Origin of the sequence: Streptomyces puniciscabiei, assembly GCF_006715785.1 — a bacterium.
Classification (GTDB): Bacteria; Actinomycetota; Actinomycetes; order Streptomycetales; family Streptomycetaceae; genus Streptomyces; species Streptomyces puniciscabiei.
In genome coordinates this window covers 1,702,198-1,726,152 of record NZ_VFNX01000001.1, presented here as the reverse complement: position 1 = coordinate 1,726,152, position 23,955 = coordinate 1,702,198, and the positions used below count along the sequence as shown (strand labels likewise).

At 71.8% G+C, this 23,955-nt stretch carries 21 protein-coding genes; 11 read left to right on the top strand and 10 right to left on the bottom strand.

The window, feature by feature from the left end; genetic code table 11:
• Window positions 1–141: 141 nt before the first annotated feature.
• From FB563_RS07690 to FB563_RS07670, 5 genes are read left to right on the top strand one after another with little or no spacing between them, the layout of a single operon-like run.
• On the top strand, window positions 142–3,171 hold the full coding sequence (locus FB563_RS07690) for a sensor histidine kinase (protein WP_199832952.1): 3,030 nt from the start codon (window positions 142–144) through the stop codon (window positions 3,169–3,171).
• Entirely contained in the window at window positions 3,168–3,671 is a 504-nt protein-coding gene (locus FB563_RS07685; RefSeq protein ID WP_055708805.1) for a roadblock/LC7 domain-containing protein, read from the top strand. The genes FB563_RS07690 and FB563_RS07685 overlap by 4 nt, the downstream gene beginning before the upstream one ends.
• The gene (locus tag FB563_RS07680) at window positions 3,668–4,087 is read left to right on the top strand and encodes a DUF742 domain-containing protein (protein ID WP_055708804.1); all 420 of its coding nucleotides are present in this window, start codon (window positions 3,668–3,670) and stop codon (window positions 4,085–4,087) included. The genes FB563_RS07685 and FB563_RS07680 overlap by 4 nt, the downstream gene beginning before the upstream one ends.
• Window positions 4,068–4,679, top strand: coding sequence for a GTP-binding protein (locus tag FB563_RS07675; protein ID WP_167528471.1), 612 nt, complete (start codon window positions 4,068–4,070; stop codon window positions 4,677–4,679). The genes FB563_RS07680 and FB563_RS07675 overlap by 20 nt, the downstream gene beginning before the upstream one ends.
• Window positions 4,680–4,714: 35 nt before the next feature.
• Complete coding sequence (locus FB563_RS07670) at window positions 4,715–5,968, top strand: styrene monooxygenase/indole monooxygenase family protein (protein ID WP_142218552.1); 1,254 nt, start codon at window positions 4,715–4,717, stop codon at window positions 5,966–5,968.
• Here the strand turns inward: FB563_RS07670 and FB563_RS07665 are convergent.
• Window positions 5,941–6,993 carry a C40 family peptidase gene (locus tag FB563_RS07665; protein WP_142218551.1) on the bottom strand — a complete coding sequence of 351 codons (1,053 nt, stop codon included), beginning with the start codon at window positions 6,991–6,993 and terminating at the stop codon, window positions 5,941–5,943. The two genes, FB563_RS07670 and FB563_RS07665, sit on opposite strands and share 28 nt — an antisense overlap.
• 123 nt (window positions 6,994–7,116) lie before the next feature.
• Window positions 7,117–7,419, bottom strand: a complete 303-nt coding sequence (locus tag FB563_RS07660) for a hypothetical protein (RefSeq protein WP_142218550.1) — start codon at window positions 7,417–7,419, stop codon at window positions 7,117–7,119.
• A gap of 169 nt (window positions 7,420–7,588) precedes the next feature.
• Here FB563_RS07660 and FB563_RS07655 point away from each other — a divergent pair, with 169 nt between their 5' ends.
• A complete protein-coding gene (locus FB563_RS07655) occupies window positions 7,589–8,917 on the top strand; it encodes an RNA-guided endonuclease InsQ/TnpB family protein (protein ID WP_244329012.1) in 1,329 nt (442 codons plus the stop codon).
• On the opposite strand, the gene FB563_RS07650 is transcribed toward FB563_RS07655, so the two are convergent.
• Both FB563_RS07650 and FB563_RS07645 read right to left on the bottom strand, forming a co-directional pair.
• A complete protein-coding gene (locus FB563_RS07650) occupies window positions 8,829–9,503 on the bottom strand; it encodes a TetR/AcrR family transcriptional regulator (protein WP_142218549.1) in 675 nt (224 codons plus the stop codon). The genes FB563_RS07655 and FB563_RS07650 overlap by 89 nt on opposite strands.
• Before the next feature lie 132 nt (window positions 9,504–9,635).
• The gene (locus tag FB563_RS07645; protein ID WP_055710021.1) at window positions 9,636–10,574 is read right to left on the bottom strand and encodes an AurF N-oxygenase family protein; all 939 of its coding nucleotides are present in this window, start codon (window positions 10,572–10,574) and stop codon (window positions 9,636–9,638) included.
• 123 nt (window positions 10,575–10,697) lie between these two features.
• Between FB563_RS07645 and FB563_RS07640 the strand changes: the two genes are divergently transcribed.
• Window positions 10,698–11,807 (top strand): ferritin-like domain-containing protein, encoded by a 1,110-nt coding sequence (locus FB563_RS07640; protein WP_055710020.1) that lies wholly within the window; start codon window positions 10,698–10,700, stop codon window positions 11,805–11,807.
• A 91-nt stretch (window positions 11,808–11,898) separates the two neighbouring features.
• Complete coding sequence (locus tag FB563_RS07635) at window positions 11,899–12,744, top strand: hypothetical protein (protein WP_142219046.1); 846 nt, start codon at window positions 11,899–11,901, stop codon at window positions 12,742–12,744.
• A gap of 22 nt (window positions 12,745–12,766) precedes the next feature.
• Here the strand turns inward: FB563_RS07635 and FB563_RS07630 are convergent, their stop codons facing one another.
• The 5 genes from FB563_RS07630 to FB563_RS07610 form a co-directional block, all read right to left on the bottom strand.
• Window positions 12,767–14,224 carry a penicillin-binding transpeptidase domain-containing protein gene (locus FB563_RS07630; RefSeq protein WP_208766319.1) on the bottom strand — a complete coding sequence of 486 codons (1,458 nt, stop codon included), beginning with the start codon at window positions 14,222–14,224 and terminating at the stop codon, window positions 12,767–12,769.
• Between the two features lie 35 nt (window positions 14,225–14,259).
• A complete protein-coding gene (locus FB563_RS07625; RefSeq protein WP_055708538.1) occupies window positions 14,260–15,621 on the bottom strand; it encodes an FtsW/RodA/SpoVE family cell cycle protein in 1,362 nt (453 codons plus the stop codon).
• A gap of 72 nt (window positions 15,622–15,693) precedes the next feature.
• Window positions 15,694–16,944, bottom strand: a complete 1,251-nt coding sequence (locus FB563_RS07620; RefSeq protein ID WP_055708539.1) for a sensor histidine kinase — start codon at window positions 16,942–16,944, stop codon at window positions 15,694–15,696.
• Window positions 16,941–17,729 (bottom strand): hypothetical protein, encoded by a 789-nt coding sequence (locus tag FB563_RS07615; protein ID WP_142218547.1) that lies wholly within the window; start codon window positions 17,727–17,729, stop codon window positions 16,941–16,943. The genes FB563_RS07620 and FB563_RS07615 overlap by 4 nt, the downstream gene beginning before the upstream one ends.
• Before the next feature lie 290 nt (window positions 17,730–18,019).
• Complete coding sequence (locus FB563_RS07610) at window positions 18,020–18,529, bottom strand: protein-tyrosine phosphatase family protein (protein WP_199833063.1); 510 nt, start codon at window positions 18,527–18,529, stop codon at window positions 18,020–18,022.
• A gap of 100 nt (window positions 18,530–18,629) precedes the next feature.
• On the opposite strand from FB563_RS07610, the gene FB563_RS07605 reads away from it, so the two are divergent.
• Window positions 18,630–19,433 carry an NERD domain-containing protein gene (locus FB563_RS07605; RefSeq protein WP_055710568.1) on the top strand — a complete coding sequence of 268 codons (804 nt, stop codon included), beginning with the start codon at window positions 18,630–18,632 and terminating at the stop codon, window positions 19,431–19,433.
• A gap of 134 nt (window positions 19,434–19,567) precedes the next feature.
• On the opposite strand, the gene ligD is transcribed toward FB563_RS07605, so the two are convergent.
• On the bottom strand, window positions 19,568–20,455 hold the full coding sequence (gene ligD / locus FB563_RS07600) for a non-homologous end-joining DNA ligase (protein ID WP_055708843.1): 888 nt from the start codon (window positions 20,453–20,455) through the stop codon (window positions 19,568–19,570).
• Window positions 20,456–20,499: 44 nt separating this feature from the next.
• On the opposite strand from ligD, the gene ku reads away from it, so the two are divergent.
• Window positions 20,500–21,558 carry a non-homologous end joining protein Ku gene (gene ku / locus FB563_RS07595; protein ID WP_055708844.1) on the top strand — a complete coding sequence of 353 codons (1,059 nt, stop codon included), beginning with the start codon at window positions 20,500–20,502 and terminating at the stop codon, window positions 21,556–21,558.
• Between the two features lie 231 nt (window positions 21,559–21,789).
• Window positions 21,790–23,829: a hypothetical protein gene (locus tag FB563_RS07590; protein ID WP_055708842.1), complete on the top strand. Its 2,040-nt coding sequence runs from the start codon at window positions 21,790–21,792 to the stop codon at window positions 23,827–23,829.
• Window positions 23,830–23,955 lie beyond the last annotated feature (126 nt).

The window sequence follows — 23,955 nt, the reverse complement described above, 5'->3', positions numbered from 1 at the left end:
CCTTCGGGTGGCGGGTCAGGTGATGCGCGACCACCGCCCACCGGCGCTGGGAGGGTCGGGGACCGTACGAACCGGGTGTACGCAGCACTTGGCCCGACATGACGGGGCGCCACCCGGACCCATGGGTAGACGAGTTCAGGAATGCGAGCACCGGTGCAGATGAAGCGGCCTCGGCGCACAGGCAGGCAGACGGACCCCACGGGGACCGCCCGGCAGACACCCGTGGGCACCGGCCGCCCCACCCATGTGCGCACCCGGCTCATCATCGCCGTCGCCGTGGTGGCCGCCGCCGTCGCGGGAGCCGGCGCGCCCTCCCTGCTCACCGCCTCCCAGGACGTCAGCGACTCCCAGGACCTGGTGACGCTGGCCGCCCGCACCCAGGACGCCCTGGCCCTCGCGAACTCCCTCGCCGACGAGCGTGACGAGGTCACCTCCTACATCGCGGCCGGGCGCCCCGAGTCGAAGGCGCCCTCCGAGGACCGCAGCACCCGCGTCGACCGGCAGGTCGAGGACCTGCGCGCCGACCCGGACCTGCCGGCCACGCTGCGCACCGACCTCTACGGCATCTCCGTCACCCGGCGGGCCGCCCTCACCGGGAAGACCAGCGCGCTCCAGACCCACCAGGCCTACTCGGCCACGATCACCGAACTGCACCGGCTCGCCGAGCAGCTGGCCGACGAGACGCCCCCGCGGGCCGGCTCCGGCGCCCACGCGCTCGCCGAACTGGACACCGCCGTCCAGCAGTCCGCCGCGGCCCGCGGCCTGCTGCTCGCCGCGCTGAACGTGCCGTCCAGCACCCGCACCGTGATCAACCCCGTCACCGGCCTGCCCACCACGGCCTCCAGCACCTCCGAGGCCGACCGGAAGCAGCGCGACGAGCTGACCGCCGCCGCCCAGCAGTCCCGGCTGCGCGCCGACGCCGCCCTCGCCGACTTCCGCGCCACCGCCCCCAAGACGGCCGTCGACTCCTACGACTCCACGGTCACCGGTTCCGACGTCAACTCGGCCGAGAAGTACCTCGCCCGGCTCACCGCCCAGCCGACACTGGCCGACAGCGAGCTGACCACCAGCACCAAGAAGCTGGACGCCGCCCTGTCCGCCCGCGTCGACCTGATGCGCGGCGCGGAATCGGCCCTCTACGACCACCGCACCAAGGACCTGGCGAAACTCCGCGACGACGACGTCACGGCGCTGGAGATCCGCATCGCGGTCCTCGGCGCCCTGATGCTGGTGGCCGTGGGCCTCGCCACGGCCATGGCCCGCACCCTGACCCGCCCGCTGTCGGTGCTGCGCCGCGGCTCGGCCCGGCTGGCGGAGTCCGGCGATCCCACCACGCAGGAACCGATCGCCTTCACCGGCCGCAACGACGAGTTCGCCCAGGTCGTCCGCTCGGTCAACGCCCTGCACGCGCACGCGGTCGCCCTGCGCGAGCAGGCCGTCGCCGCGGGCGAGCGGGTGGCCACGCTGGAGACGGACCGCAAGCACCTGGTCGGGCAGCGGCAGAAGATGGCCGACGCCCGCGAGGCCCTCCAGGCCGAGCTGAGCCAGGCCGCCGAGCAGATGGAGCGGCTGCGCACCAGCATCGGCGGCACGTTCGTCAACCTGGCCCTGCGCACCCTCGGGCTGGTCGAACGCCAGCTCGCGGTCATCGAGGGCCTGGAGGACCGCGAGCAGGACCCGGACCGCCTCGCCACCCTCTTCAAGCTCGACCACTTCGCCACGGTCATGCGCCGCCACAGCGAGAACCTCCTGGTCCTGGCAGGCGCCGAGCACGTCCAGCAGCACCACGGCCCGGTGCCGCTGGTCGACGTGGTCCGTGCGGGCGTCAGTGAGATCGAGCGCTACGAGCGGGTCCGCATCGCGGCCCTCCCCCCGCACGCCCACGTCGCGGGCTTCGCGGCGGACGACCTCTCGCACCTCCTGGCCGAGCTGATGGAGAACGCCACGTCGTTCTCCCCGCCGGACCTCCCGGTGGAGGTCTCCGGCTGGCTCCTGGAATCCGGTGAGGTCATGCTCTCGGTCCAGGACGAGGGCATCGGCATGGCGCCCGACCGCCTGGGCCGCCTCAACGCCCGCCTGGCCGACTTCGACCCGGAGTCCTCCTACGACAGCGAGGGCGAGGCCGGCCTCGGCCTCGGTCTGTACGTCGTCGCCCGCCTGGCCCACCGCCACGGCGTCCGGGTGCAGCTGCGCGAGCAGAAGCAGGGCGGCGTCGCCGCGGTGGTCGTCCTGCCGGCCACCCTCCTCAGCGAGGCCCCGGCCACCGCCCTGCCCCCGCGGACCTCGGCCATGAGCAGCACGGGCACCTTCTCCCTCCCCGGCGCCGACGCCGAGGTCAACTCCAACGTCCTGCACGGCCGCACCCAGGGCACCGACCCCCTGGTCGCCCTGGCGGAACAGGCGGTCCGCGGGGCGGCTGCCTCCGGCGGTACGACCGAGGAGAGCGCCTCCGCAGTGCCGGCCGCGGAAGGTGCCGCCGGCACTCCGGCCGACGAGACCGACACTCCGGAGGAGCCGGCACTTCCGGCGACTCCGGGGACCCCCGCGGGCGACACCGCGACGACCTTCGGCACCCTCGCGGAGGAGCCCACATCCGCCGAACGGGACAGTGAGCCGGGGAGCGCCTTCGCCGGATCGGCCCAGGACGCCGTGCGGGACGCCTTCGGGGCCGGTGCCGGGGACCAGCTGGAGCGGGCAGTCCACGAACAGGCCGCCCCCGCCGCCCAGAACACGGAGACCCGACCGAAGGCCCCGGCGGAGACGTTCGCCGAGTCGACCATGGAGCTGCTGCTCCCGGACCTCACGGCGGAACCCACGGGCCCGGCAGCCGCCGACGGTGGACGCGCCCCGCAGGGGCCACCCGCACCCGACGACGAGAGCCGCACAGGTGGTGCGGGTGGGAACGAAATCCCTGCCGAAGGCGAAGGCGAGGCCGAGGCGGAGGAGGAACGGCTCACCAGCAAGGGCCTCCCCAAGCGCACACCCAGGATCACGGTCCCGACCCAGGCGGCCCCGCGCCAGCGGCCCCGCTCGGTGGACGCCGAAGCCCTCCGCAGGAGACTCGGCGGATTCCGCCACGGCGCCCAGGCCGGCTACCGCGACGTAGAGGCAGAGATCGCAGCACGTACCGAAAACGCCACGGGGGGCACAGCCGAGGAGGCAAGCAGTTGACCGCGCCCAGTACCTACGGACTGAGCAGTGAAGCCCGCAACCTGCACTGGCTGCTGACCAACCTGGTCGAGGAAGTCCCCGGCATCCAGTCGGTCGCCGTGGTCTCCTCGGACGGCCTGCTCCTGCTCTCCTCCGACCCGGGTCGCACGGAGGAGGCCCGGCAGGCCCGCGGAGAAAGGCGCAGCGGCCCCCGCGGCTCCTCCGCCGACCTGGCCACCATCGTCTCCGGCATCGGCAGCCTCACCGTCGGCGCCGCGAAGCTGATGGACTTCGGCGGCGTCAAGCACACGATGATCGCGATGGAGGAGGGCAGCCTGTTCGTGATGTCGATCAGCGACGGCTCGCTGCTCGGCGTGCACGGCAGCGCCGAGTGCGACATGAGCGTGGTGGCGTACCACATGGCGCTGTTCGTCGGCCGCGCCGGCCACGTCCTGACCCCGGAACTCCGCAGCGAGCTGCGCAAGTCCCTGGAGACCGAGTCGGCGGGGAGTGCCCGATGAGCGGCACGCCGAAGAACCTCCCCGTGCGCGGCGGCGACCGCAAACCCGCCCGGGTCCGCCCCTACTCGCTCACCGGCGGCCGTACCCGCTTCGGCCACGTCCTCCTCGTGGAGACGTTCGTCGCGGCGCTGGAGGCCCCGGACGAGCGCAAGGAACTGACGAATGGTTCCCTCACGGGTTCACAGGGCCGCGTCATGCCGGAGATGCGGGCCATCGTCGAACTGTGCCGCCGTATGCGCACGGTGGCCGAGATCGCCGCGCTGCTGAAGATGCCGCTCGGCGTGGTCCGCGTGTTGCTCAGCGACCTGGCGGACCAGGGAAAGATCCGCGTCTACGGAACGGGAACCGGTCACGGCACCGGCCGCCCGGACCGCGCTCTGCTGGAAAGGGTGCTGAGTGGACTCCGTCGTCTTTGAGGACACCGACGAGGACCTGAGGTCCTGGCAGACGGACCGCACCCGCGCCCCCATCGCCACGAAGATAGTCGTGGCGGGAGGCTTCGGGGTCGGCAAGACCACCCTGGTCACCTCCGTCTCGGAGATCACGCCTCTGCAGACCGAGGCGCTGATGACCGAGGCGAGCGAGGAGACCGACGACCTCACCGCCACCCCGGGCAAGCTCACCACCACGGTGGCCATGGACTTCGGCCGCATCACGCTCGACGACGACCTGGTGCTCTACCTGTTCGGCACGCCGGGCCAGCAGCGGTTCTGGTTCATGTGGGACGACCTGGTGCGTGGCGCGATCGGCGCGGTCGTCATGGCCGACACGCGCCGGCTGAAGGACTGCTTCCCGGCGCTGGACTACTTCGAGAGCTGTGGACTGCCGTACGTGGTCGCGGTCAACCACTTCGACGGCACCGAGCTGTTCGAGCCGGAGGACGTACGGGAGGCGCTGACGATCCCCGCGCACGTCCCTGTCATGATCATGGATGCGCGGCGCCGGATCTCGGTCATCGAGACCCTGCTGTCCCTGGTCGGCCACGCGCTGGACGAAACCCCCGAGTAGTCCCCGAGCAGTACCCGTTAGGAGTCCCCACCCGCATGCGGAAGATACTCGTCGTCGGAGCCGGCCAGTCCGGTCTCCAGCTCGCCCTCGGCCTGCAGTCGCACGGCTACGAGGTCACCCTGATGTCGAACCGGACCGCGGACGAGATCCGCACCGGCCGGGTCATGTCGACGCAGTGCATGTTCCACACGGCGCTGCAGCACGAGCGCGATCTGAAGCTGAACTTCTGGGAGTCCCAGGCCCCGAAGATCGAAGGACTCGGCGTCTCGGTCGCGGCCCCCGGCTCGCACGACCCCGGTCCCACGCAGCGGGCCATCGACTGGGTGGGCAAGCTGGACGGGTACGCGCAGTCGGTCGACCAGCGGGTGAAGATGGCCGGCTGGATGGAGACCTTCGCGCAGCGCGGCGGCCAGCTGGTCATCCACGGCGCGGCGGTCGGCGACCTCGACTACTTCTCCCGTACGTACGACCTCGTCCTGGTCTCGGCGGGCAAGGGCGAGCTGGTCCAGATGTTCGGCCGCGACGCCTCCCGCTCCCCGTACAGCGAGCCGCAGCGCGCGCTGGCGGTGTCGTACGTCCACGGTCTCGGCCCCCGCCCGGAGCACCCGGACTTCCTGGCCGTCCGCTGCAACCTCGTCCCCGGCGTCGGCGAACTGTTCGTCATGCCGACCCTGACCACCTCCGGCCCGGCCGACATCCTGTTCTGGGAGGGCATACCCGGCGGCCCGCTCGACGTCTTCAACGGCGTCAAGGACCCGGCCGAGCACCTCTCCCTGACCCTGGAACTCATGGAGAAGTTCACGCCCTGGGAGTACGCGCGGGCCACGAAGGTCGAACTGACCGACGCGGGCGGCACCCTGGCCGGCCGCTACGCCCCGACGGTCCGCAACCCCATCGGCCGCCTCCCCGGCGGCGGCCTGGTCCTGGGCGTCGCGGACGTCGTCGTGGCCAACGACCCGATCACCGGCCAGGGCTCCAACTCCGCCTCCAAGTGCGCGGCGTCGTACCTCGCCTCCATCCTGGAGCACGGCGACAAGCCGTTCGACGAGGAGTGGATGCAGGCCACCTTCGACCGGTACTGGGACACCGCGCAGCACGTCACCAAGTGGACGAACGCGATGCTCATGCCGCCGCCGGAGCACATCCTGAACCTCATCGGCGCGGCCGGCCAGCTCCAGCCGGTGGCCGACCGCTTCGCCAACGCGTTCAACGACCCGGCCGACTTCGAGAACTTCTTCTACGACCCGGAGAAGACGGCCGCCTACCTGTCCTCGGTCGCGGGCGCCTGAGCATCCGGTCGTACGGCACCGAGTACCGGATTGGACGCCAGCGGTGACAGCTGGACGTTCGCTCCGGGTCTCGGTGCCTGTACGACCTTGCCGTCGCCCACGTACATCGCCACGTGGGTCGCGTCCGGGAAGTACACCACCAGGTCGCCGGGGCGGAGGTCGCCGAGCGGGATCCGCTTCAGGCGCTGCCACTGCTCCTGGCTGGTGCGGGGGATGGATCTGCCCGCGTGCTCCCAGGCCTGGGAGGTGAGGCCCGAGCAGTCGTAGGCGCCGGGGCCCGTCGCGCCCCACACGTACGGCTTGCCGAGCTGGTACAGGGCGTAGCGGACCGCGCGGGCGCCCTCGGGGGAGGCGGGGCGGTCCGCGGGGAGGGAGCCGGAGGCGGCGAGCTTCTGCTGGGCGGCGGTCACGCCCCGCTGTTCCAGCGCGACGACCGCGGCCAGCTGGGCCGGGGTGAGGGAGGCCAGCAGGCGCTCCACGCCGGCCAGCCTCCGCCGCACGGCGTCGCGCTGCTTCTTCTGCTGGTCGGCGAGGGTGAGCTGGTCGTCCAGGGCCTTGCGGGCCGCCCGGGCCAGGGTGTCCCGCCGCCGCTCGGCGGTGGCCAGCCGCTGCACCGTACGGGCCTGCACCCGGGCCAGTTCGCCGATCACATGGCTCTCGTCCAGCGCGGCCTGCGGATCGGGGGCGAGGAGGACGCGGACGTACGGGCCCAGGCCGTCGGTGCCCTGGTACTGCCGGCGGGCCAGCCGGCCGGCGTCGGTGCGGCTGTCCTGCAGTGCGAGGCGGGCGCGGGCCAGCTCGCCGTCCAGGCGGGCAACCTCCGCGCGCCGGCGCCGCAGCTTCTCGGCGGTGGCGTTGTAGGTCTCGGTGGCCTGTTCGGCCTGCCGGTACAGCTGCTGAAGCTCCGTCAGCAGCTGGGACACGGACCGCTGGGGAGCCGGTGCGGCCGCGGCGGGCGCGGGCACGAGGACGGCCTGCGCCGCCAGCACGGTCGTACAGGCCAGGCGTGCGAGCATTCCTGACACAGGATCACCTCGGGTGCGGGGAGGGATTCCCGGCGGGCGGGCTGTTCGCCTCCTATCGCACCGCGATAATCAGATGTGTCCGTGCGGGGCGCGCTCCCGGCGTGCGCGGTTCGGCGCAAGCAGTCACTCGTTCGTGGCGTCCGGGGCGGCGGGCGGCGCGGCGGCCGGCTTCGACCAGGGCCACCTGAGCCTGCCGCCGGAGGTGTCGTCCGGGTCGTACTGGTACTTCCACCCCTGGATCAGCCCCAGCCGCCTGCTGTGCCCCCTGGGCACCCGGTGGTAGACGAGCACCGTGGGCGGGCCGCCGTCCGGATCCGGGACGGGGATGCGGTAGGTCTTCGGCGGGTGCCCGGTGGGCCCGACCATGACCGGGAGCACGCGCCCGTCCATCGGGCCGCCCTCGAAGGGGGTGTCCTGACTCTTCACGGCTTCAGTCTCGCTTCAGCAGATTCTTGTGAGGACCCCAGGACTTCAGCCCTGGGAGGAATCGCCGTGTGCGGCGGGGTGGGCGCTGCGCCCGCACGCCGGCGGTTTCGCTCGATCGGGTGATGATTGGGGAACGTGCGGTGGGCAGTCGTATGTGTGTGTAGGTTTCGTGATCCTCAAGCTGGTGATGCAGGTCAGGCTGTTGCCGACGCCGGTGCAGGCGGCGGCACTGGAGGCGACCCTGCGCGCTTGCAACGAAGCGGCGACCTGGGCCAGTGGCGTGGCGTTCGAGAAGGACGTGAAGAGGAACTTCGCGCTGCGTGAGCACACCTACTGTCAGATCAAGAACCGCTGGGGGCTGGGGGCGCAGGCCACCCAGCATGTGACCAAGAAGGTGTGTGACGCGTACACCACGTTGAGGGCCAACCTGAAGGCCGGAAACTTGGGCAAGCCCGGCTCGAAGCGGTACGAGCAGGCCTTGGCGAAGCCAGTCGCCTTCCGGGCGGAGTCCGCCCAGCCGTACGACGACCGGATGCTGTCCTGGCAGATCGCCGAGCGGAGGAGCTCCATCTGGACTGTGCACGGGCGGGTGAAGGACGTGGCGTTCACGGGCTCCTGTGAGCAGCTCGCCGCCCTGGTTCTGTACCGAAGGGGCGAGTCTGACCTGGTTTGCCGGGACGGCATGTGGTTCCTGTACGCCACCTGCGAGGTTCCCGAAGCACCCGCGAACACCAGCCCGGTGGACTTCCTCGGGATCGACCTGGGCGTCGTCAACATCGCCACCACTTCCGACGGCGAGATCACGGCCGGGCGCGAGCTCTACCGCATCCGGGTCCGGGAACGGACGCTGCGCGCCAAGCTGCAGAAGAAGAACACGCCCTCCGCCAAACGGCGTCTGAAGAAGCGGCGGCGCAAGGAGGCGCGGCGGGCGAAGGACATCAACCACAAGATCGCGAAACATGTAGTGGCCGAGGCAGAACGCACCGGTCGCGGGATCGCCCTGGAAGGCCTGACGGGCATCCGCGAGCGGGTACGGCTTCGCAAGCCCCAACGGGCCACCCTCCACAGCTGGTCGTTCGCCCGGCTGGGGGCGTTCATCGCGTACAAGGCCCGCAGGGCGGGGGTGCCGGTGGTGTATGTCGACCCGGCGTACACGTCGCGCACCTGCGCCGAGTGCGGGTACAACGACAAAGCGAACCGGGTCTTCCAGGCCTGGTTCGCATGCCGGAACTGCGGATTCGTTGGTCACGCAGACCGGAACGGCTCCCGCAACATCCGCGCCAGAGCGTTGGAGTTGTGGCGACGCGGGGCCCAGTCAACGGCCCCTGCCCATCACCGCGTCAGCGGGATGGGGCTGGACGCGAACGCAGCGCCACAGCCAGTGGCACCCGTTGGGCAAGCCTGGGACTCTACTCCCGGGTCGTTGACTCTCGGCCATCCTCGCCGAGCGCGCCGACGACGGCGGCCGTCTGCGGGTCCCGGGCCGCGGTCACGGTGAGTACGGCCACGAACTGCTCCACCAGCCAGGCGCGCAGCTCCTCCACCGGGGGCTGCTTGTCCTCGTCCAGCCAGATCAGGGAGGCCGCCTCCACGGCCGTGATCCAGGTCCGGACGGTCATGCGCAGGCGGGGGCCGGGCTCGGCGACACCGAGGTGGCGGTAGATGTGCTCGGCGGCGGCCCGCCGCACCCCGTCCACGATGGCGGTCGTCCGGGACGTCTCCACCACGCTGCCGCCCTGGAGCAGCGCGCTGAAGCCGGTGTCGTGCTCGTCGACGAAGCTCAGATACCGGTCCAGGGCGCGGGACAGGCGGGGCAGCAGGGGGCCCTCGCGGGGCTCGTCGAAGCACAGCTGCAGCTCTTCGGCGGCCGAGCGCAGCGCGGCCTCGTACAGCTGCTGCTTGCCGCCCGGGAAGTACCGGTACACCAGGGGGCGCGACACTCCGGCGGCCTCCGCCACGTCGTCCAGCGACACGTCCTCGGGGGCGCGGTGGGCGAAGAGGTTCAGGGCGGCGGCGAGGAGCTGGCTTCGCCGCTCCTCGACGCTGAGGCGGCGGTAGGCGGGGGTGGCGGCGGGCGGGGTCATGCCGGGAAGCCTAATCGCTCCGCTCAGCAGCCCGTCCTTCGTCTGCCGGTCCGCTGTGGCTGGTCGCGCCCGCGCGGCGGAGCCGCATATCGACACCCGTCCCGCGCCCCTACGGGGCGTTGCCCCGCGCTCCTACGCCAGCAGCCCCGACGACCTCCACAGCCGCCGTCCGACCCCCCGCAGCACCCCGATGTCGTCCAGGAAGTCCGTCAGCCGCTTCGCCCCCGTCTGCATGACCTCCCGGCGATGCCCGCTCGCCTTCACCTGGGCCATCGCCTCCCGCTTGTCCAGCCCCACATTCGTGTAGACCTCGGGGTTGACGAACGCGACGGAGAACACCCGGGCGAACTCGCCGGAGGTGATCCGGGTGAACTCCTGGGACCACTTCGGTGCCGTCACCATCTGGCGCCGGAGTTCCTCGCGGGCGTACCGGACGTGCCGGGCCTCCTCGACCACGTGGATGCGGGTGACGCCACGGATCAGCGGCTGGATCCGCTCGTCCGGGAAGGTCAGCCGCTGCATCCAGTCCAGCACCTCCTCGCCGAGGAGGGTGGCGGTGAAGGAGCCGGGGGTGGTGGAGATGGTCTTGAAGAGGCGGCCGAGATTCTGGTGGGCCTTGGCGACCGGGTACCAGGGCGTGCCGCCGTGCGCGATGAGGCGCGCGAACATCTTGGAGTGCCGGCACTCGTCCTCGATCTCGGTCAGCGCGTAGCGGACGTGTGCGCTCGTCGCCGCCTTGTCGTAGATGTGCCGGACCAGCAGCTGCATCAGGATGATCTCGAACCAGATGCCGAGCGAGGCCAGCGCCGCCGCCTCGTGCTGGGAGAGCAGGATCCGCTGCTCCTCGCCCATCCGCTTCCACAACGGCGTGTCGTAGAGCGAGACCAGCTCCGGCGGCCAGAACCACTTGCCCTCCTCGAAGGGCGCGTCCCAGTCCAGCTCCTCGTCCGGGTCGAAGGAGTGCTTGGCGGAGGAGGCGAGCAGCCGTTCGGCCACCTGCTCCCGGTCCTTGAGCAGGCCGAGCGCATCGCGCAGGCCGTCCAGCGCGTCCGCTTCCGTCAGGGTCGTCATGGCTCCCTCACCTCGTTACCCGGGGGTAGTCGTCCTGGCACTTATGAGACTGCTTGTCAGCAAGCCCGTCAATCCCTTGCGCATGACTTGTTGACTTCGCGTCTACGTGTGAGCCTGCGGGGTATGCCGACCCATGACCTGTACGCCAACGAGCCCGGTGACTCCCCCTGGCAGGTGCCCGCGAGCGGCGCCGCCCGGTTCACCTGGGAGTACGACGACGGCCGCGAACGCCTGCTCGCCCTGTACCAGAAGGGCAAGGACAAGCAGTGGGACGGGCAGACCCGCATCGACTGGGACCTGGAGGTCGACCCGTACGACGCCCTCGGCACCCCCGATGAGTCCATGTCCCTGTACGGCACCAGGTACTGGGACAAGATGACCGAGAAGGACAAGGGTGAGCTGCGGCGGCACTACGCCTCCTGGCAGTTCAGCCAGTTCCTGCACGGCGAGCAGGGCGCGATGATCTGCGCGGCCCGGATCGTGGAGTCGGTGCCCGACCTGGACGCCAAGTTCTACTCCGCGACCCAGACCATGGACGAGGCCCGGCACGCCGAGATCTACGGCCGGTTCCTGCACGAGAAGATCGGGCTGGTCTATCCGATCAACGACAACCTCCAGTCCCTGCTCGGCGACACGCTCCGGGACAGCCGCTGGGACATGCCGTACCTGGGCATGCAGGTCCTCATCGAGGGGCTGGCGCTGGCCGCGTTCGGGATGATCCGGGACACCACCGACAAGCCGCTGCCCAAGCAGATCCTCACCTACGTCATGCAGGACGAGGCCCGGCACGTGGCCTTCGGCCGGCTGGCCCTGCGGGACTACTACAAGCAGCTCACCGACGCCGAACTGCGCGAGCGCGAGGAGTTCGTCATCGAGGGCTGCTATCTGATGCGGGACCGGCTCAGGGGCGTGGAGGTCCTGGAGAACTTCGGCATCCCCAAGGCCGAGGCGGAGGCGCTGAGCGAGCGCTCCGAGTTCCTCCAGCTGTTCCGCAGGCTGCTGTTCAGCCGGATCGTGCCCTGCGTCAAGGACATCGGCCTGTGGGGCAAGCGGCTGCAGGAGGCCTATGTCGACATGGGCGTCTTCGAGATGGGCGACTCCAACCTGGACCTGCTCATGGCCCAGGACGAGGAACTGGCCGAGCGGCTGGACGCCGAGCGGTTCGCGACCGAGGAGCGGGAGCGGGTGGCCGAGGTGCAGGAGGCCATCGAGTCGGGGGCGGCGGAGGGCTGAGGCGGCGCTGGGCCGAGGGCGGGTGCCGGGCCGCTCGTCCGGGTGCAGTAACGGGTCGTTCACCCCGGTGCAGTAGCGTGCGGGCGTGTCCATGCCTCCGTCACCGCAGCAGCCGTACCCCAACGGCCCCCAGCAGCCGCCGAACCCCTACGGCCCGCCCCCGCAGGCGGCCCCGGGTCCGTACGGCCCGCAGCCCCCGCAGGCCGCCCCCGGCCCGTACGGCTACCCGCCGCAGGCGCCGTACCCGCCCCAGCCCGGATACCCCCAGCAGCCGTACCCGGGCTGGGGCGCGCCGCCCATGGCCCCGCTGCCGAAGAAGCGGCGGGTCGGGCTGATCCTGGGGATCGTGGCCGGTGTCGTCGCAACGGTCGTCGTGGTGCTCGTCGTGATCGGGATGGCGGTCGAGAGCGGCTTCCCCGAGGCGAAGAACAAGCTGACGCTGCCCCAGACCCTGATCGACGGCAAGTACCGGCTCGCCAAGGACCTCTCCGCCACCGAGGGCAAGAAGATCGAGGACGAGGCCGACGGCGCCTGGGACGCCAAGGACACCCATGGAGTCGTCGGCACCTACACCCTGGGCGGTGACGCCGCCAAGGGCACCGTGGTGGTGTCGGGCATGTACGGCAGGTTCAAGAACGCCGACCTGGTCCGCCGGGAGGCGATGAAGGGCTTCGCCGAGGGCGGCAGCAACCCCGAACTGGCGGTCGCCCCCAAGGAGTTCCACCTGCAGACGACGATCAGCTGCGAAGTCGCGACCCAGGAGCAGGCGGGCACGAAGATCACCATACCCGCGTGCGTCTGGGCCGACGGCAACACCAGCGCCACGGTGGCCTTCGTGGACACGCCGCTCGCCTCGCAGAGCCCGTCGGACGTCGATCTGGCGGCGCTCGCCAGGCAGACCGTCCAGATCCGCTCCGAGGCGGTCGAGCCGATCTGACCGCCGGCCCCTCGGCCGGTGCTCACCGGCCGAGGACCGCCCGCATCACGTCCCGCGCGATCGGCGCCGCGTCGCCGCCGCCGCTGATCTCGCCCCGGTCCGCCGAGGCGTCCTCGACCACCACCGCGACCGCCACCTGCGGCTCCAGGGAGTCGTCGGCCTGCGCCCAGGAGACGAACCAGGCGTACGGCACGCCCGTGTTGCCGACCCCGTGCTGCGCGGTGCCGGTCTTGCCGCCGACCTGGGCACGGGGGATGGCCGCCCGGCGGCCGGTGCCCTCCCGGACCACGTCGGTCATCAGCTCCTTCAGCCGCTCGGCCGTCGAGGGGTTCAGCACCTGCCGCACCGGTTGCACCCCGCTCCCGGCCACCGTCTCACCGCTGCGCCTAGTCGTCCGCTCCACCAGGTACGGCGACCGCAGCTGCCCGCGGTCCGCGACGGCCGCCGCGACCATCGCCATCTGCAGCGGGGTGGCCCGCGTGTTGTACTGCCCGATCGAGGACAGCGCCAGCTGCGCCCGGTCCACGTGCGGGTCGAAGGTGCTGGGCGCCACGGAGAAGGGGATCCGCAGCCGGGTGTCGTTGAACCCGAACGCCTGCGCCGTGGCCACCATGTCCTTCACCCCGACGTCCACGCCCAGCTTGGCGAACACCGTGTTGCAGGACCACTCGAAGGCCGACCGCAGCGAGGCGTCCCGGCAGCCGTCGGCCTCGTTGGTCAGCCGGGTCGTGGTGCCGGGCAGCCGGTAGGGGTCGGGTGAGTCGGTGCGCGCGTCCAGGTCGGTGACCAGGCCCGCGTCCAGCGCCGCCGCCGCGGTGACCACCTTGAACGTCGACCCCGGCGGATAGGTCTGCCGTACCGCCCGGTTGAGCATCGGCTTCTCCGGGTCGTGGTTGAGCCGTGCCCACGCCGAGGCCACCGCCTCGCCGTTGCCCGACAGCACCCCGGGGTCGTACGACGGACTCGACACCAGCGCCAGGATGCGGCCCGTGGCCGGATCGATCGCGGCCACCGCGCCCTTGCGCCCGGCCAGCCCCCGGTACGCCGCTTCCTGCGCACGGTGGTTCAGCGTGGTGACGACGTTTCCGGCCGGACCGGGCCCGCGCGTCATGTCGTTCCACAGCGGCAGCGGCGAGAGCATCGGATCCGTGCCGGAGAGCACCCCGTCCCCGGCGTGCTCCAGGAACGTGGTGCCGTACGACTGCGAGGCGAAGCCGGTGACCGGCGCGTACAACGGGCCGTACTTGTAGGTGCGTTCGTAGCGCAGCTGCTCGCCGGTGTCCACCGAGCCGGTGATCGGCTGGTCGCCGACCAGGATGTCGCCGCGCGGATGGCTGTAACGGGCGATCTCGGCGCGCCGGTTGGCGGGGTTGTCGGTGTAGACCCGGGACTGCACCACCTGCACGCGGGCCGCGTTGACCAGCAGCGCCGCCAGCAGCAGCGTGCAGAACGCGCAGGCGTGCCGGATGTAGCGCGCCATCGGCCGCCCGCCCTCGTGGAAGCCGCCGTACTCGCTCACGGTGCCTCCCGACCGTCGTACTGGTTGCGGGCCGAGTCGCTCACCCGGATCAGCAGCGCCACGATCGCCCAGTTGGTGACCACCGAGGAGCCGCCCTGGGCGAGGAACGGCATCGCCATGCCGGTCAGCGGGATCAGCCCGGTGACCCCGCCCGCGATCACGAAGACCTGCAGCGCCAGGATCGAGGCCAGCCCGACCGCGAGCAGCCGGCCGAAGGGCTCGCGCAGGGCGAGGCCCGCCCGGTAGCCGCGCTCCACCAGCAGCGCGTACAGCAGGATGACGGCCGCGAGCCCGGCGAGCCCCAGCTCCTCGCCCGCCGTGGCCAGAATGAAGTCCGACTTGACGGCGAAGCCGATGAGGACGGAGTGCCCGAGCCCCAGCCCGGTGCCGAGCACACCGCCGGCGGCGAACGCGAACAGCGACTGGGAGAGCTGGTTCGGTCCCTGCCCGGCCTCGATGGTGCGGAAGGGATGCAGCCAGTCCTCGATCCGCTGGTTCACATGCGGCTCCGTCCGCCCGACGGCCACCGCACCGAGGACGGCGAGCAGCAGGCCGACCGCGATCCAGCCCGTCCGGCCCGTGGCGACGTACAGCAGCACCACGAACAGCCCGAAGAACAGCAGCGAGGTGCCCAGGTCCCGCTCCAGGACCAGCACCCCGACGCTCAGCAGCCAGATCGTCACGATCGGCCCGAGCACCCGCCCGGTCGGGAACTGCAGCAGCCACAGCTTGCGGCCCGTGTACGCGAGCGCGTTGCGGTTGGCGGCCAGATAGGCGGCGAAGAACACCGCGAGCAGCACCTTCGCGAACTCACCCGGCTGGATGGAGAATCCGGCGAGCCGGATCCAGATCCGCGCGCCGTTGACCGCCGGGAACAGGATCGGCAGCGCGAGCAGCCCGAGCGCGGCGGCCACGCACACGTACGCGTACCGCTGCAGCACCCGGTGGTCGCGCAGCACCAGCACGACGCCGATGAACAGCCCGATGCCGAGCGTGGACCACACGAGCTGGGCCGGCGCCGCCCGGTCGTGCGGGGTCTCCAGGTCCAGCCGGTAGATCAGGACCAGCCCGAGCCCGTTGAGCAGCACCCCGATCGGCAGGAACAGCGGGTCGGCGTACGGCGCCCGGATGCGCACCGCGAGGTGCGCGGACAGTGCGAGCACCCCGAGCCCGGCGCCGTAACCGACGGCCCCGGGCGGAACGGTGTGGGTCCGTGCCAGACCGACCGCGCAGTAGCCGTACACCGACAGCAGTACGGCCAGCACGATCAGGGCGAGTTCGATGCCACGGCGCCGGGGGAGGCGTACGACGGCTCCGGGAGCCTGCGCCGCCGCCACGGTGGTTCCGGCCTTGGTCATGCCGGGAACCTACCCAAATAGGGCGACTTGTGTGGCGGGGCGCGCCCCGGACCACCGGGGTGCCCGGGCTCTCTACCGCCCGTCACCCACCGGCAGGACGAGCGTGGCAACGGCCCCGCCGTCCACCGCGTTGGCGAAGAACAACCGCGCCCCCAGAACCTCCGCCTGCCCCACGGCGATGGTCAGCCCCAGCCCGTGCCCGGTGGCCCCGCCCTCGGTACGGAACCGCTGCGGCCCGTGGGCCACCAGATACTCCGGATACCCGGCGCCATGATCACGCACGGTCACCACGGCCCCGTTCACCGTCAGCACCACCGGCGGTGCGCCGTGCTTGTGGGCGTTGGCCACCAGGTTCCCCAGCACCCGCTCCAGCCGCCGCCGGTCGGTCTCCACCCGCGCGTCGGTCAGGACGCGCACCTCCGTGTCGGTGCCCGAGGCCCGTACCACCCGCCGGGCCAGCGCACCCAGCTCCTCCGTGTCCACCTCGAGCTTCTCCCGCCCGGTGTCCAGCCGGGAGATCTCCAGCAGGTCCTCGGTGAGGGTCCGCAGCGCCGCCACCCGGTCCCGCACCAGCTCCGTCGGCCGCCCCGGGGGCAACAGCTCCGCCGCAGCGTGCAGCCCGGTCAGCGGGGTGCGCAGCTCGTGCGCCACGTCCGCGGTGAACCGCTGCTCGCTCAGCAGCTTGCTCTGCAGGCTCGACGCCATGGAGTCCAGCGCCGCCGCCACCGCGGCCACCTCGTCCTGGGGCCGGGACGGATCCTTCGTACGGGGGTCGTCGACGCGCGCGTCCAGGTCGCCCGCGCTGATCCGCCGGGCCACCCGGGCCGTGCCGTGCAGCCGCCGGGTCACCCGGGTCACCGCGAACACGCCGACGAGCACCGTCGCCCCGATCGCGAGCACCGACGACCACAGGATCGAATTGTCGAGCGCGGCGATGGTGCGGGACTGCTGGGAGTAGTCGACCGCCACGGCGAGGGCCCGGTGCCCGGCCACCGGGCCCGCCGCCCACATGGTCGGCCGCCCGTCGTGCCGGGACACCATGGTGCCGCGGTCACCGGCCGCCGCCATGGCGCGCAGCGGCGCGGGCAGTCCCTCGGGGTCCACCCCGGCGTTCGGCATCAGCGTGTCCCCGGCCTCGTACGCCTCGGTGGCGTCCGCGAGGCGGGACAGGGCCGTGCTGCGGGCCTGGCCGACGGTCTGGTTGGTCACGGAGACGTGCACCAGGACGCCGAGCAGCGCGGCCAGGGCACAGCACATCACCGTGATGAACGCGGCCGCCTTCACGGCGAGCGCCCCGGCCCACTGGGGCAGTGCGAGCCTCATCGGGCGCTCGCCGAGGAGGAGAGGGAGGAGGTGGGGAGGGAGGGAGAGGAGGCGGACGGGGAGGTGGACGGCGAGGGGGAGGCCGACGGCGAGGGCTTCTTGGCGTGGCGGCCGTTACCGGTGTGCAGGTACTCGTCGCGCGAGAACACCATCGCCCGCTGCCCCGGGTCCCACGCCCAGGTCGTGCGGTACTCGTAGCCGGAGATGTCGGCCGGCGAGCGCTCGATCAGCGCCCGGCCGGCCAGCTCCACGCCGATGATCGCGTCGTTGTCGGCCAGCACCTGCACCAGCCGGTGCTTCTCGACGGTGTAGACCCGCACGCCGGTCTGGTTGGTCGGGTAGAGCCGGAAACCCAGCGTCATGTCGTCCCGGCCGTCGCCGGTGAGGTCCCGGTAGTACGGCGTCAGCAGCGGGCAGCGGGCCCGGTCGCCGCCCGGCCGGCAGTCCTTCAGCCGGGCCACGGTCGCGTGGTAGGCCCCCTTCGACCCGTAGTCGTCCGGATGCGCCCTGACCTCGGCCTCCACCACGTCCGCCGGGTCCACCTTACGGATGTCGTCGCCGGGGACCGTGATGCCCTTGACGACCTCCCTGGTCGCCACGTCGTAGGGGTAGGCCGGGCTGGACGCCGGACGCAGGTCCGGCCAGAGCTTGGCGGGGCTCACGGCCGCCGGGGTGGCGCCGGCGCCCCGCAGCCCGCCGGCGTCCCCGCAGGCCGCTGCCGTCGCCGACAGCAGGGCGACGGCGGCCGCGGTGACGGCGATGCGCGCGGGACGGCGGGCTGGCACGGTGCTCCTGGGGTGTCGGGGTCACTGGGGTCGCTCGGGCCCCGTACACCTTATGCGTAGACGAGTAAATTCCGATGTAAGTACTTTTTGCGCCCGTGAGGGTGACGCTCAAGAGAGGCTACTCGGCGTGCGAAAAGACGCTACTGGCCGGTGAGGGCTTGCTGCTTCGCCGGTGAAGAGCCGCTGGTCGGCCGGGGAGGAGACGCTGCGCGGCCGGCGAGGAGATGCTGCGTGGTCGCCGAGGCTCGCCGCTCGGTCGCCGAGGCTCGCCGCTCGGCCGCTGGGAGGCGCTACTCGGCCAGCTCCTCCAGCAGCCGCACCGTCGACAGGCCGGTGCGCAGGTACTCCACGAACAGCTCGTTGTGCAGCGCCCACGCCGAGCGCCGGGCCCGGATCAGCTGGACCACCTCGTCCGGCGGGGCGTGCCCCCGCTGGAGCAGCGCGTGCGCGACGACCAGGCCCGAGCGGTTGTACCCGTGGTAGCAGCGCACGAGCACCCGGCGCCCGGCGTCCAGCGCGTCGTTCGCCGCCCGCGCCAGCCGGATCACCCCGGCGAGCTGCGTCCCGTCCAGCGGGCCGTCCGGTATCGGCCACACATGGTGCTCGACCCCCGGATCGGGGCCGTACCCCGGCAGCCGCAGCAGCGTCTGCACCACGTCGAACTCGTCGCGTACGACGGCGAGCTCCAGCCGTCCCGAGCGGCCCCGGAACTCGTGCCCGCCCATCCACAGGCCGGGCACGATCTCGTTCCACGGGCTCTTCGGAGCCGGTACGTCGGGCTGCTCTCCGCGGATCCGCAACGGCGCCTCCCCAACTCCCCCTCGCGGGGCCGTCCTCCACGGTAACCGGTCTTGCCCCAGGAGCACCCCGGCTGTTCCCATGGTCGAGGGGTGATGGCGCATGAGCGCACTGCGCGTGGTGCCGGCCTATCGGCACGGCCGGGAGCGGCTGTACGTCTGCCGCCCGGACGGAAGCAATGTCGCCTGGTACGACCGCGAGACGGGCCGGGTCAACCTGCTCGGCCAGGAGTCCAGGGACGACGTACTGGAAGCCCTGAAGCCGTTCCTGACCGGCCCGGTGACCGTGGGCCCGCCGCCGGTGCCGACCCCCGCGGAGCTCGCCCGGCTCACCCTGCACCCCGACGACGACCTCGCGCCCAACCGCCCCGGCGAGGCCCTGCTCGTCGCCCTCGACCGCGATCCCGGCCCCGCCCACCGGCTGCGCCCGGACCCGCGCCGCCGCGCCCTGCTGGCCGAGGAGACCATAGGCGGGGTCCTGGACGGCCTGGAGGGCGCCGGCTGGCACACCCTGCACTCCATAACCCTGCCCGGCGGCGACCGCATCCACCATCTGCTGCTCGGCCCCGGCGGCCTGTTCGCCGTACACGCCCTGTACGCCCGCAAGGCCCGGGTCCTGGTCGCCGACCCGATGGTCACCGTCGGCCGCCGCGAGGGAGAGCCGCTGCTGCGCCGGCTGCGCGCCGCCGCCGACCGGGCCTCCTACGCCCTGACCGCCGAGGTGCGCCCCGTACTGGCCCTGGCGGGCCCCGCCGAGGTGACGGTGAGCGCCGCGCCGCGCTCGGTGCGCATCCTGCAGGACACCGAGCTGGCGGGCCTGGCCCGGTTCGGCGGCGTACTGAAGCCGGCGGACGTGGAGGCACTGCACGGGATGGCACGGGACCGGAACACGTGGGGGAGGGTGTAGGCCGGGGGAGGGCGCGGGTGTGGGTCGGGGGAGGGCGCGGGTGTGGGTCGGGGGAGGGCGCGGGTCAGGGCAGGGGCGTGGGTCGGGGGAGGGCGCGGGTCAGGGCAGGGGCGTGGGTCGGGGGAGGGCGCGGGTCAGGGCAGGGGCGCGGCCGCGTCCGGATCCAGCAGGCCGGCCATCGGATCACCGAGGTCCTGCAGCCGCGGCGCGATGTCCCCCGCCTGGAACTCCAGCTGAGCGGGGCTGCGGCAGTCGGCGACCTCCTCCCAGGTCACCGGCGCGGACACCAGCGGGGCCCGGCGGGCGCGCAGCGTGTACGGCGTGGCCGTGGTCTTGCGGGCCGCGTTCTGACTCCAGTCGACGAACACCTTCCCCGGCCGGAGGCTCTTCGTCATCCGGTGCACCACCAGCCGCGGCATCGCCCGCTCGGCCTCCACGGCGAGCGCCTTCGCGTACTCGCTGGTCTCCTCGGACGACGAGCCCCGCACGGCGGCCAGCAGATGCAGCCCCTTCGACCCGGCCGTCTTCGGGTGCGCCTCGATGCCGTCCGCCGCGAGCCGCTCGCGCAGCCACAGGGCCACCTCGCAGCAGTGGACGACGGTCGCGGGCGCGCCCGGGTCGAGGTCGAAGACCAGCCGGTCGGCCTCGTCCGGGTGCTGCACCAGCCACTGGTGCGTATGGAACTCGGTGACGAGATTCGCCGCCCAGACCAGGCTGGCCAGATCCTGCACCACCACCATCCGGGCCGGACTGTCCGCCGACGACCGCGGCACCTCGGCGGTGGTGACCCACTCGGGCGTACCGGGCGGAACGTTCTTGGTGAAGAACAGCTGCCCCTCAGGCCCGTCCGGATAGCGCAGGAAGGACACGGCCCGCTCGCGCAGGTGCGGCAACAGCACATCGGCGCTGGTCGCGTAGTAGTGCACCAGCTCCGCCTTGGTGAAGCCGGTCTCCGGATACAGCACCTTCTCCAGGTTGCTGAGCGCGACCCGCCGCCCCTCCACCTCTGTGATAGGCGTCATACGATGACAATCCCAGACAAACTGGTGAAGGAAGGGTGCGGCACGTGCGATCCATATGGAACGGCGCCATCTCCTTCGGGCTCGTCAGCATCCCGATCAAGCTGGTGAACGCCACGGAGAGCCACGCGATCTCCTTTCGCCAGATCCACACCGAGGACAACGGCCGCATCCGCTACCGCAAGGTGTGCGAACTGGAGGAACGCGAGGTCACCCAGTCGGAGATCGGCAAGGGCTACGAGGACGCCGACGGCACGATCATCCCGATCACCGACGACGACCTCTCCCACCTCCCCATCCCCACGGCCCGAACGATCGAGATCGTGGCCTTCGTGCCGGCCGACCGGATCGACCCGCTCCAGATGGACGCGGCGTACTACCTGGCCGCCTCCGGCGCCCCGGCGGCCAAGCCGTACACCCTGCTGCGCGAGGCCCTGAAACGCAGCAACAAGGTCGCCATCGCCAAGTACGCCCTGCGCGGCCGTGAACGCCTCGGCATGCTCCGGGTGGTCGGCGACGCCATCGCCATGCACGGCCTGCTCTGGCCGGACGAGGTCCGCGCCCCCGAGGGCGTCGCCCCCGACACCCATGTCACCATCCGCGACAAGGAACTCGACCTAGCGGACGCCCTGATGGACACCCTCGGCGAGGTCGACCTGGAAGACCTCCACGACGAGTACCGGGAGGCCCTGGAGGAGGTCATCGCCGCGAAGGCCTCCGGCGAGGCACCCCCCGAGGCCCCGGCCCCGGCCGCCGCGGGCAAGGTGCTCGACCTGATGGCCGCCCTGGAGAACAGTGTCCGCGCGGCCCGCGAATCCCGCGGCGAACCGGCACCCTCCGGCGGCCCGGCCGAGGTCAGACCCCTGCCGGGGAAAGCCGCACCCAAGGCGGCGGGCGGCAAGAAGTCGACGTCGACGGCGAAGAAGACGGCCGCGGAGAAGAAGCCGGAACCGGCCCGGAAGTCGACGTCCGGGACGGGATCCAAGGCGGCCCAGGGGGCGAAGAAGAGCACGACGGCCAAGACGACGGCCAAGACGACGGCCGGGACGACGGCGGCGAAGAAAACGGCGGCGAAGAAGACGGCGTCGCGCAAGCGGACGGCTTGAGGGCGCGTACGCGGCGTCGCCGGGGTGGCGATCGCGGGGTCGACCGAGGGTCGACCGAGGGACGACTGCCGGGCGCGGACGAACCTGTCGACACGGCCGATGTGGTGAAGAAACAATGGGCAGCCACATCACGCAATGGGGGCAGGCGTGTTGCCGTATCTTCGCCGAGAAAGCAGCCCGGGCCGCGGCTGGCTGAGGTACCTGACAGCTGTCGCGACCGGAGCCTGTGCGTTGGCACTCGCCACCACCTGGACGACCGGTCCGCTCGCCACCGGAATCGGTGCGGCCGTCACGGCCGTGTACGGCCTCGTGGCGGACCTCATGCGTCCGCAGCGGACCAGTTCGCCCGCCGCAGCCCTGCTGCGGACCCCGGCCGGGCGCATCCCCAGATGCAGCCAGCTGGACCGCCCCGAACTGGCCGGTGTCCACCCCGCGGACGGCCGGCATACGCAGTCGGTGCCCCCTTACGTGGAGCGCGACGCCGAGCCGCTGCTGAGAGAAGCCCTGAGGCATGGCGGCTTCGTTCTCATCGTGGGCGAGTCGACCGCCGGCAAGACGCGTCTGGCCTACGAGGTCACACGGTCGCTCTTCCCCCAGCACTCCTTCGTACGCCCCCTGACCAGGACCGCCCTCAGCGCTGCCATCGAGGTGGCCCGGCGGCGCAGGCGTGCTGTCCTGTGGCTGGACGATCTCGAGAACTACCTGGGCGCCGACGGAGTGACCACCTCCATGCTGGCCGGGCTGCTCCAGGGGAGGCCCGGCCGTGCCGTGGTACTGGCGACGATGCGGTCCGAGGAGTATCGCCGTTATGACGCCCGGGAGGAGAGCAGGCTCACCGGGTCCGACCGCGACGCCTGGCGCTCCCAGCGGGAGGTGCTGAGCCAGGCGAGGATGATCAGCCTTGCTCGCCACTGGTCGCCGGCCGAACGGGAACGAGCCGCGGCGGAACAGGCCGATGCGAGGATCAGGCTCGCTCTGGAGTCCTGCAACCGGTTCGGACTCGCAGAGGTGATGGCAGCCGGTCCCGAACTCCTTGCTGCGTGGGATCACGCCTGGGCGCCCGGGGCCAACCCGCGCGGAGCGGCCGTCGTGGCCGCGGCGGTCGACTGCCGCCGCTCAGGACTGCGGCGACCGGTGAGCAGACAATGGCTCCAGGAGCTCCACCCGCCGTACCTCGTAGAGCGCGGTGGACCGGATCTGCAGCCCGAGCCTTTTGAGGACGCGATGCGATGGGCCTGCAAAGCCGCCTACGCGACGAGCGGGCTCCTGGTCGGGAACTACAGCCAGGGTTATGTGGCGTTCGACTACTTGCTGAACGCGCCAGGACTGCCTCCGGTGCCGGATCACCTGTGGGAGGCGCTGCTGACCCGGGTCGGGCCTGCCGATGCCTACGACATGGGGCTGGTCGCCCATCAGGCGAACCAGTTGTCGCGCGCAGTGGCGGCTCTCGAACTGGCCCGGGCCGGGGGAGCGGCCGGGGCCGACTTCCTGCTGGCCATAGCTGTCGGAGACCGCGGCTGGCCCCGCCAGGCGGTGAGAAGCCTCGAGGACGTCGTACGGCGCAGGTACGCCGAACTCGGTCCGTGCCATCCCGACACGCTCTCCGCCCGGCATCAGTTGGCGTTCTTCACCGGGGAGGCCGGCGACACGCACGCGGCCGAAGCCGCGTTCCGTGCATTGGTGGTCGACACGACGGCAACCCTCGGGCCGACGCACACCGACACGCTGGCCGCCCGCCATCAGCAGGCCTACTTCACCGGGGAGGCGGGGAACACCCGGACGGCCGTCCGGCTGCTACGGGCTCTCCTGGAGGACCGATTACAGCTGGAGGGACCGGACCACCCCCAGGTCCTCGCCACCCGGCGCAGCCTCATCTGGTTCCGCGGTCTTGACGAGGATCCGGCTCTGGCGGAAGAGGAGTTGCAGGAGCTCTTACGCCATGCGCGGCGATGCCTCGGACCGGGCAACCCGCACACACTCGCCATGGTGAGCACTGCGGCGGCCTTCGCAGCCCGGGCAGGCCGAACGGGCGAGGCAGTGGCGGCGTTCACCCGGCTGGTGATCGACCGCAGCAGTGTCCTCGGCACCGACCACCCACACGTGGTGCACTCCCGCCTCCAAAGGTGCCAGGCGCTGATCGCCGACAGCCGTACCGGAGAGGCGGCCGAGGAACTCACCCGGATCCTCTCCCACGCGCAGCGCGTTCTCGAGCCCGGACACCGCCACGTCCATACCGCCAGGCTCATGCTCAACGAACTGCACCAGCGATGAAGCCACCCCGCCACTGAACGTTTCTCACCCTGGCAGGCGGACAAAGGCGCGTTCCCCCGGAGCGTGGATGCTTGCCTGCGGCCAGCGGATTTAGCTCTACGCAGCACAGCCCCTGCGTTGGACGCC

What these genes read in the sequence shown, in the direction of transcription:
- FB563_RS07625 (WP_055708538.1), bottom strand. Translation starts at nt 15,621, where the DNA reads ATGACCAAGGCCGGAACCACCGTGGCGGCGGCGCAGGCTCCCGGAGCC.
- FB563_RS07645 (WP_055710021.1), bottom strand. Translation starts at nt 10,574, where the DNA reads ATGACGACCCTGACGGAAGCGGACGCGCTGGACGGCCTGCGCGATGCG.
- FB563_RS07690 (WP_199832952.1), top strand. Translation starts at nt 142, where the DNA reads ATGCGAGCACCGGTGCAGATGAAGCGGCCTCGGCGCACAGGCAGGCAG.
- FB563_RS07640 (WP_055710020.1), top strand. Translation starts at nt 10,698, where the DNA reads ATGCCGACCCATGACCTGTACGCCAACGAGCCCGGTGACTCCCCCTGG.
- FB563_RS07635 (WP_142219046.1), top strand. Translation starts at nt 11,899, where the DNA reads ATGCCTCCGTCACCGCAGCAGCCGTACCCCAACGGCCCCCAGCAGCCG.
- FB563_RS07680 (WP_055708804.1), top strand. Translation starts at nt 3,668, where the DNA reads ATGAGCGGCACGCCGAAGAACCTCCCCGTGCGCGGCGGCGACCGCAAA.
- FB563_RS07630 (WP_208766319.1), bottom strand. Translation starts at nt 14,224, where the DNA reads ATGGCGCGCTACATCCGGCACGCCTGCGCGTTCTGCACGCTGCTGCTG.
- ligD (WP_055708843.1), bottom strand. Translation starts at nt 20,455, where the DNA reads ATGACGCCTATCACAGAGGTGGAGGGGCGGCGGGTCGCGCTCAGCAAC.
- FB563_RS07670 (WP_142218552.1), top strand. Translation starts at nt 4,715, where the DNA reads ATGCGGAAGATACTCGTCGTCGGAGCCGGCCAGTCCGGTCTCCAGCTC.
- FB563_RS07605 (WP_055710568.1), top strand. Translation starts at nt 18,630, where the DNA reads ATGAGCGCACTGCGCGTGGTGCCGGCCTATCGGCACGGCCGGGAGCGG.
- FB563_RS07650 (WP_142218549.1), bottom strand. Translation starts at nt 9,503, where the DNA reads ATGACCCCGCCCGCCGCCACCCCCGCCTACCGCCGCCTCAGCGTCGAG.
- FB563_RS07620 (WP_055708539.1), bottom strand. Translation starts at nt 16,944, where the DNA reads ATGAGGCTCGCACTGCCCCAGTGGGCCGGGGCGCTCGCCGTGAAGGCG.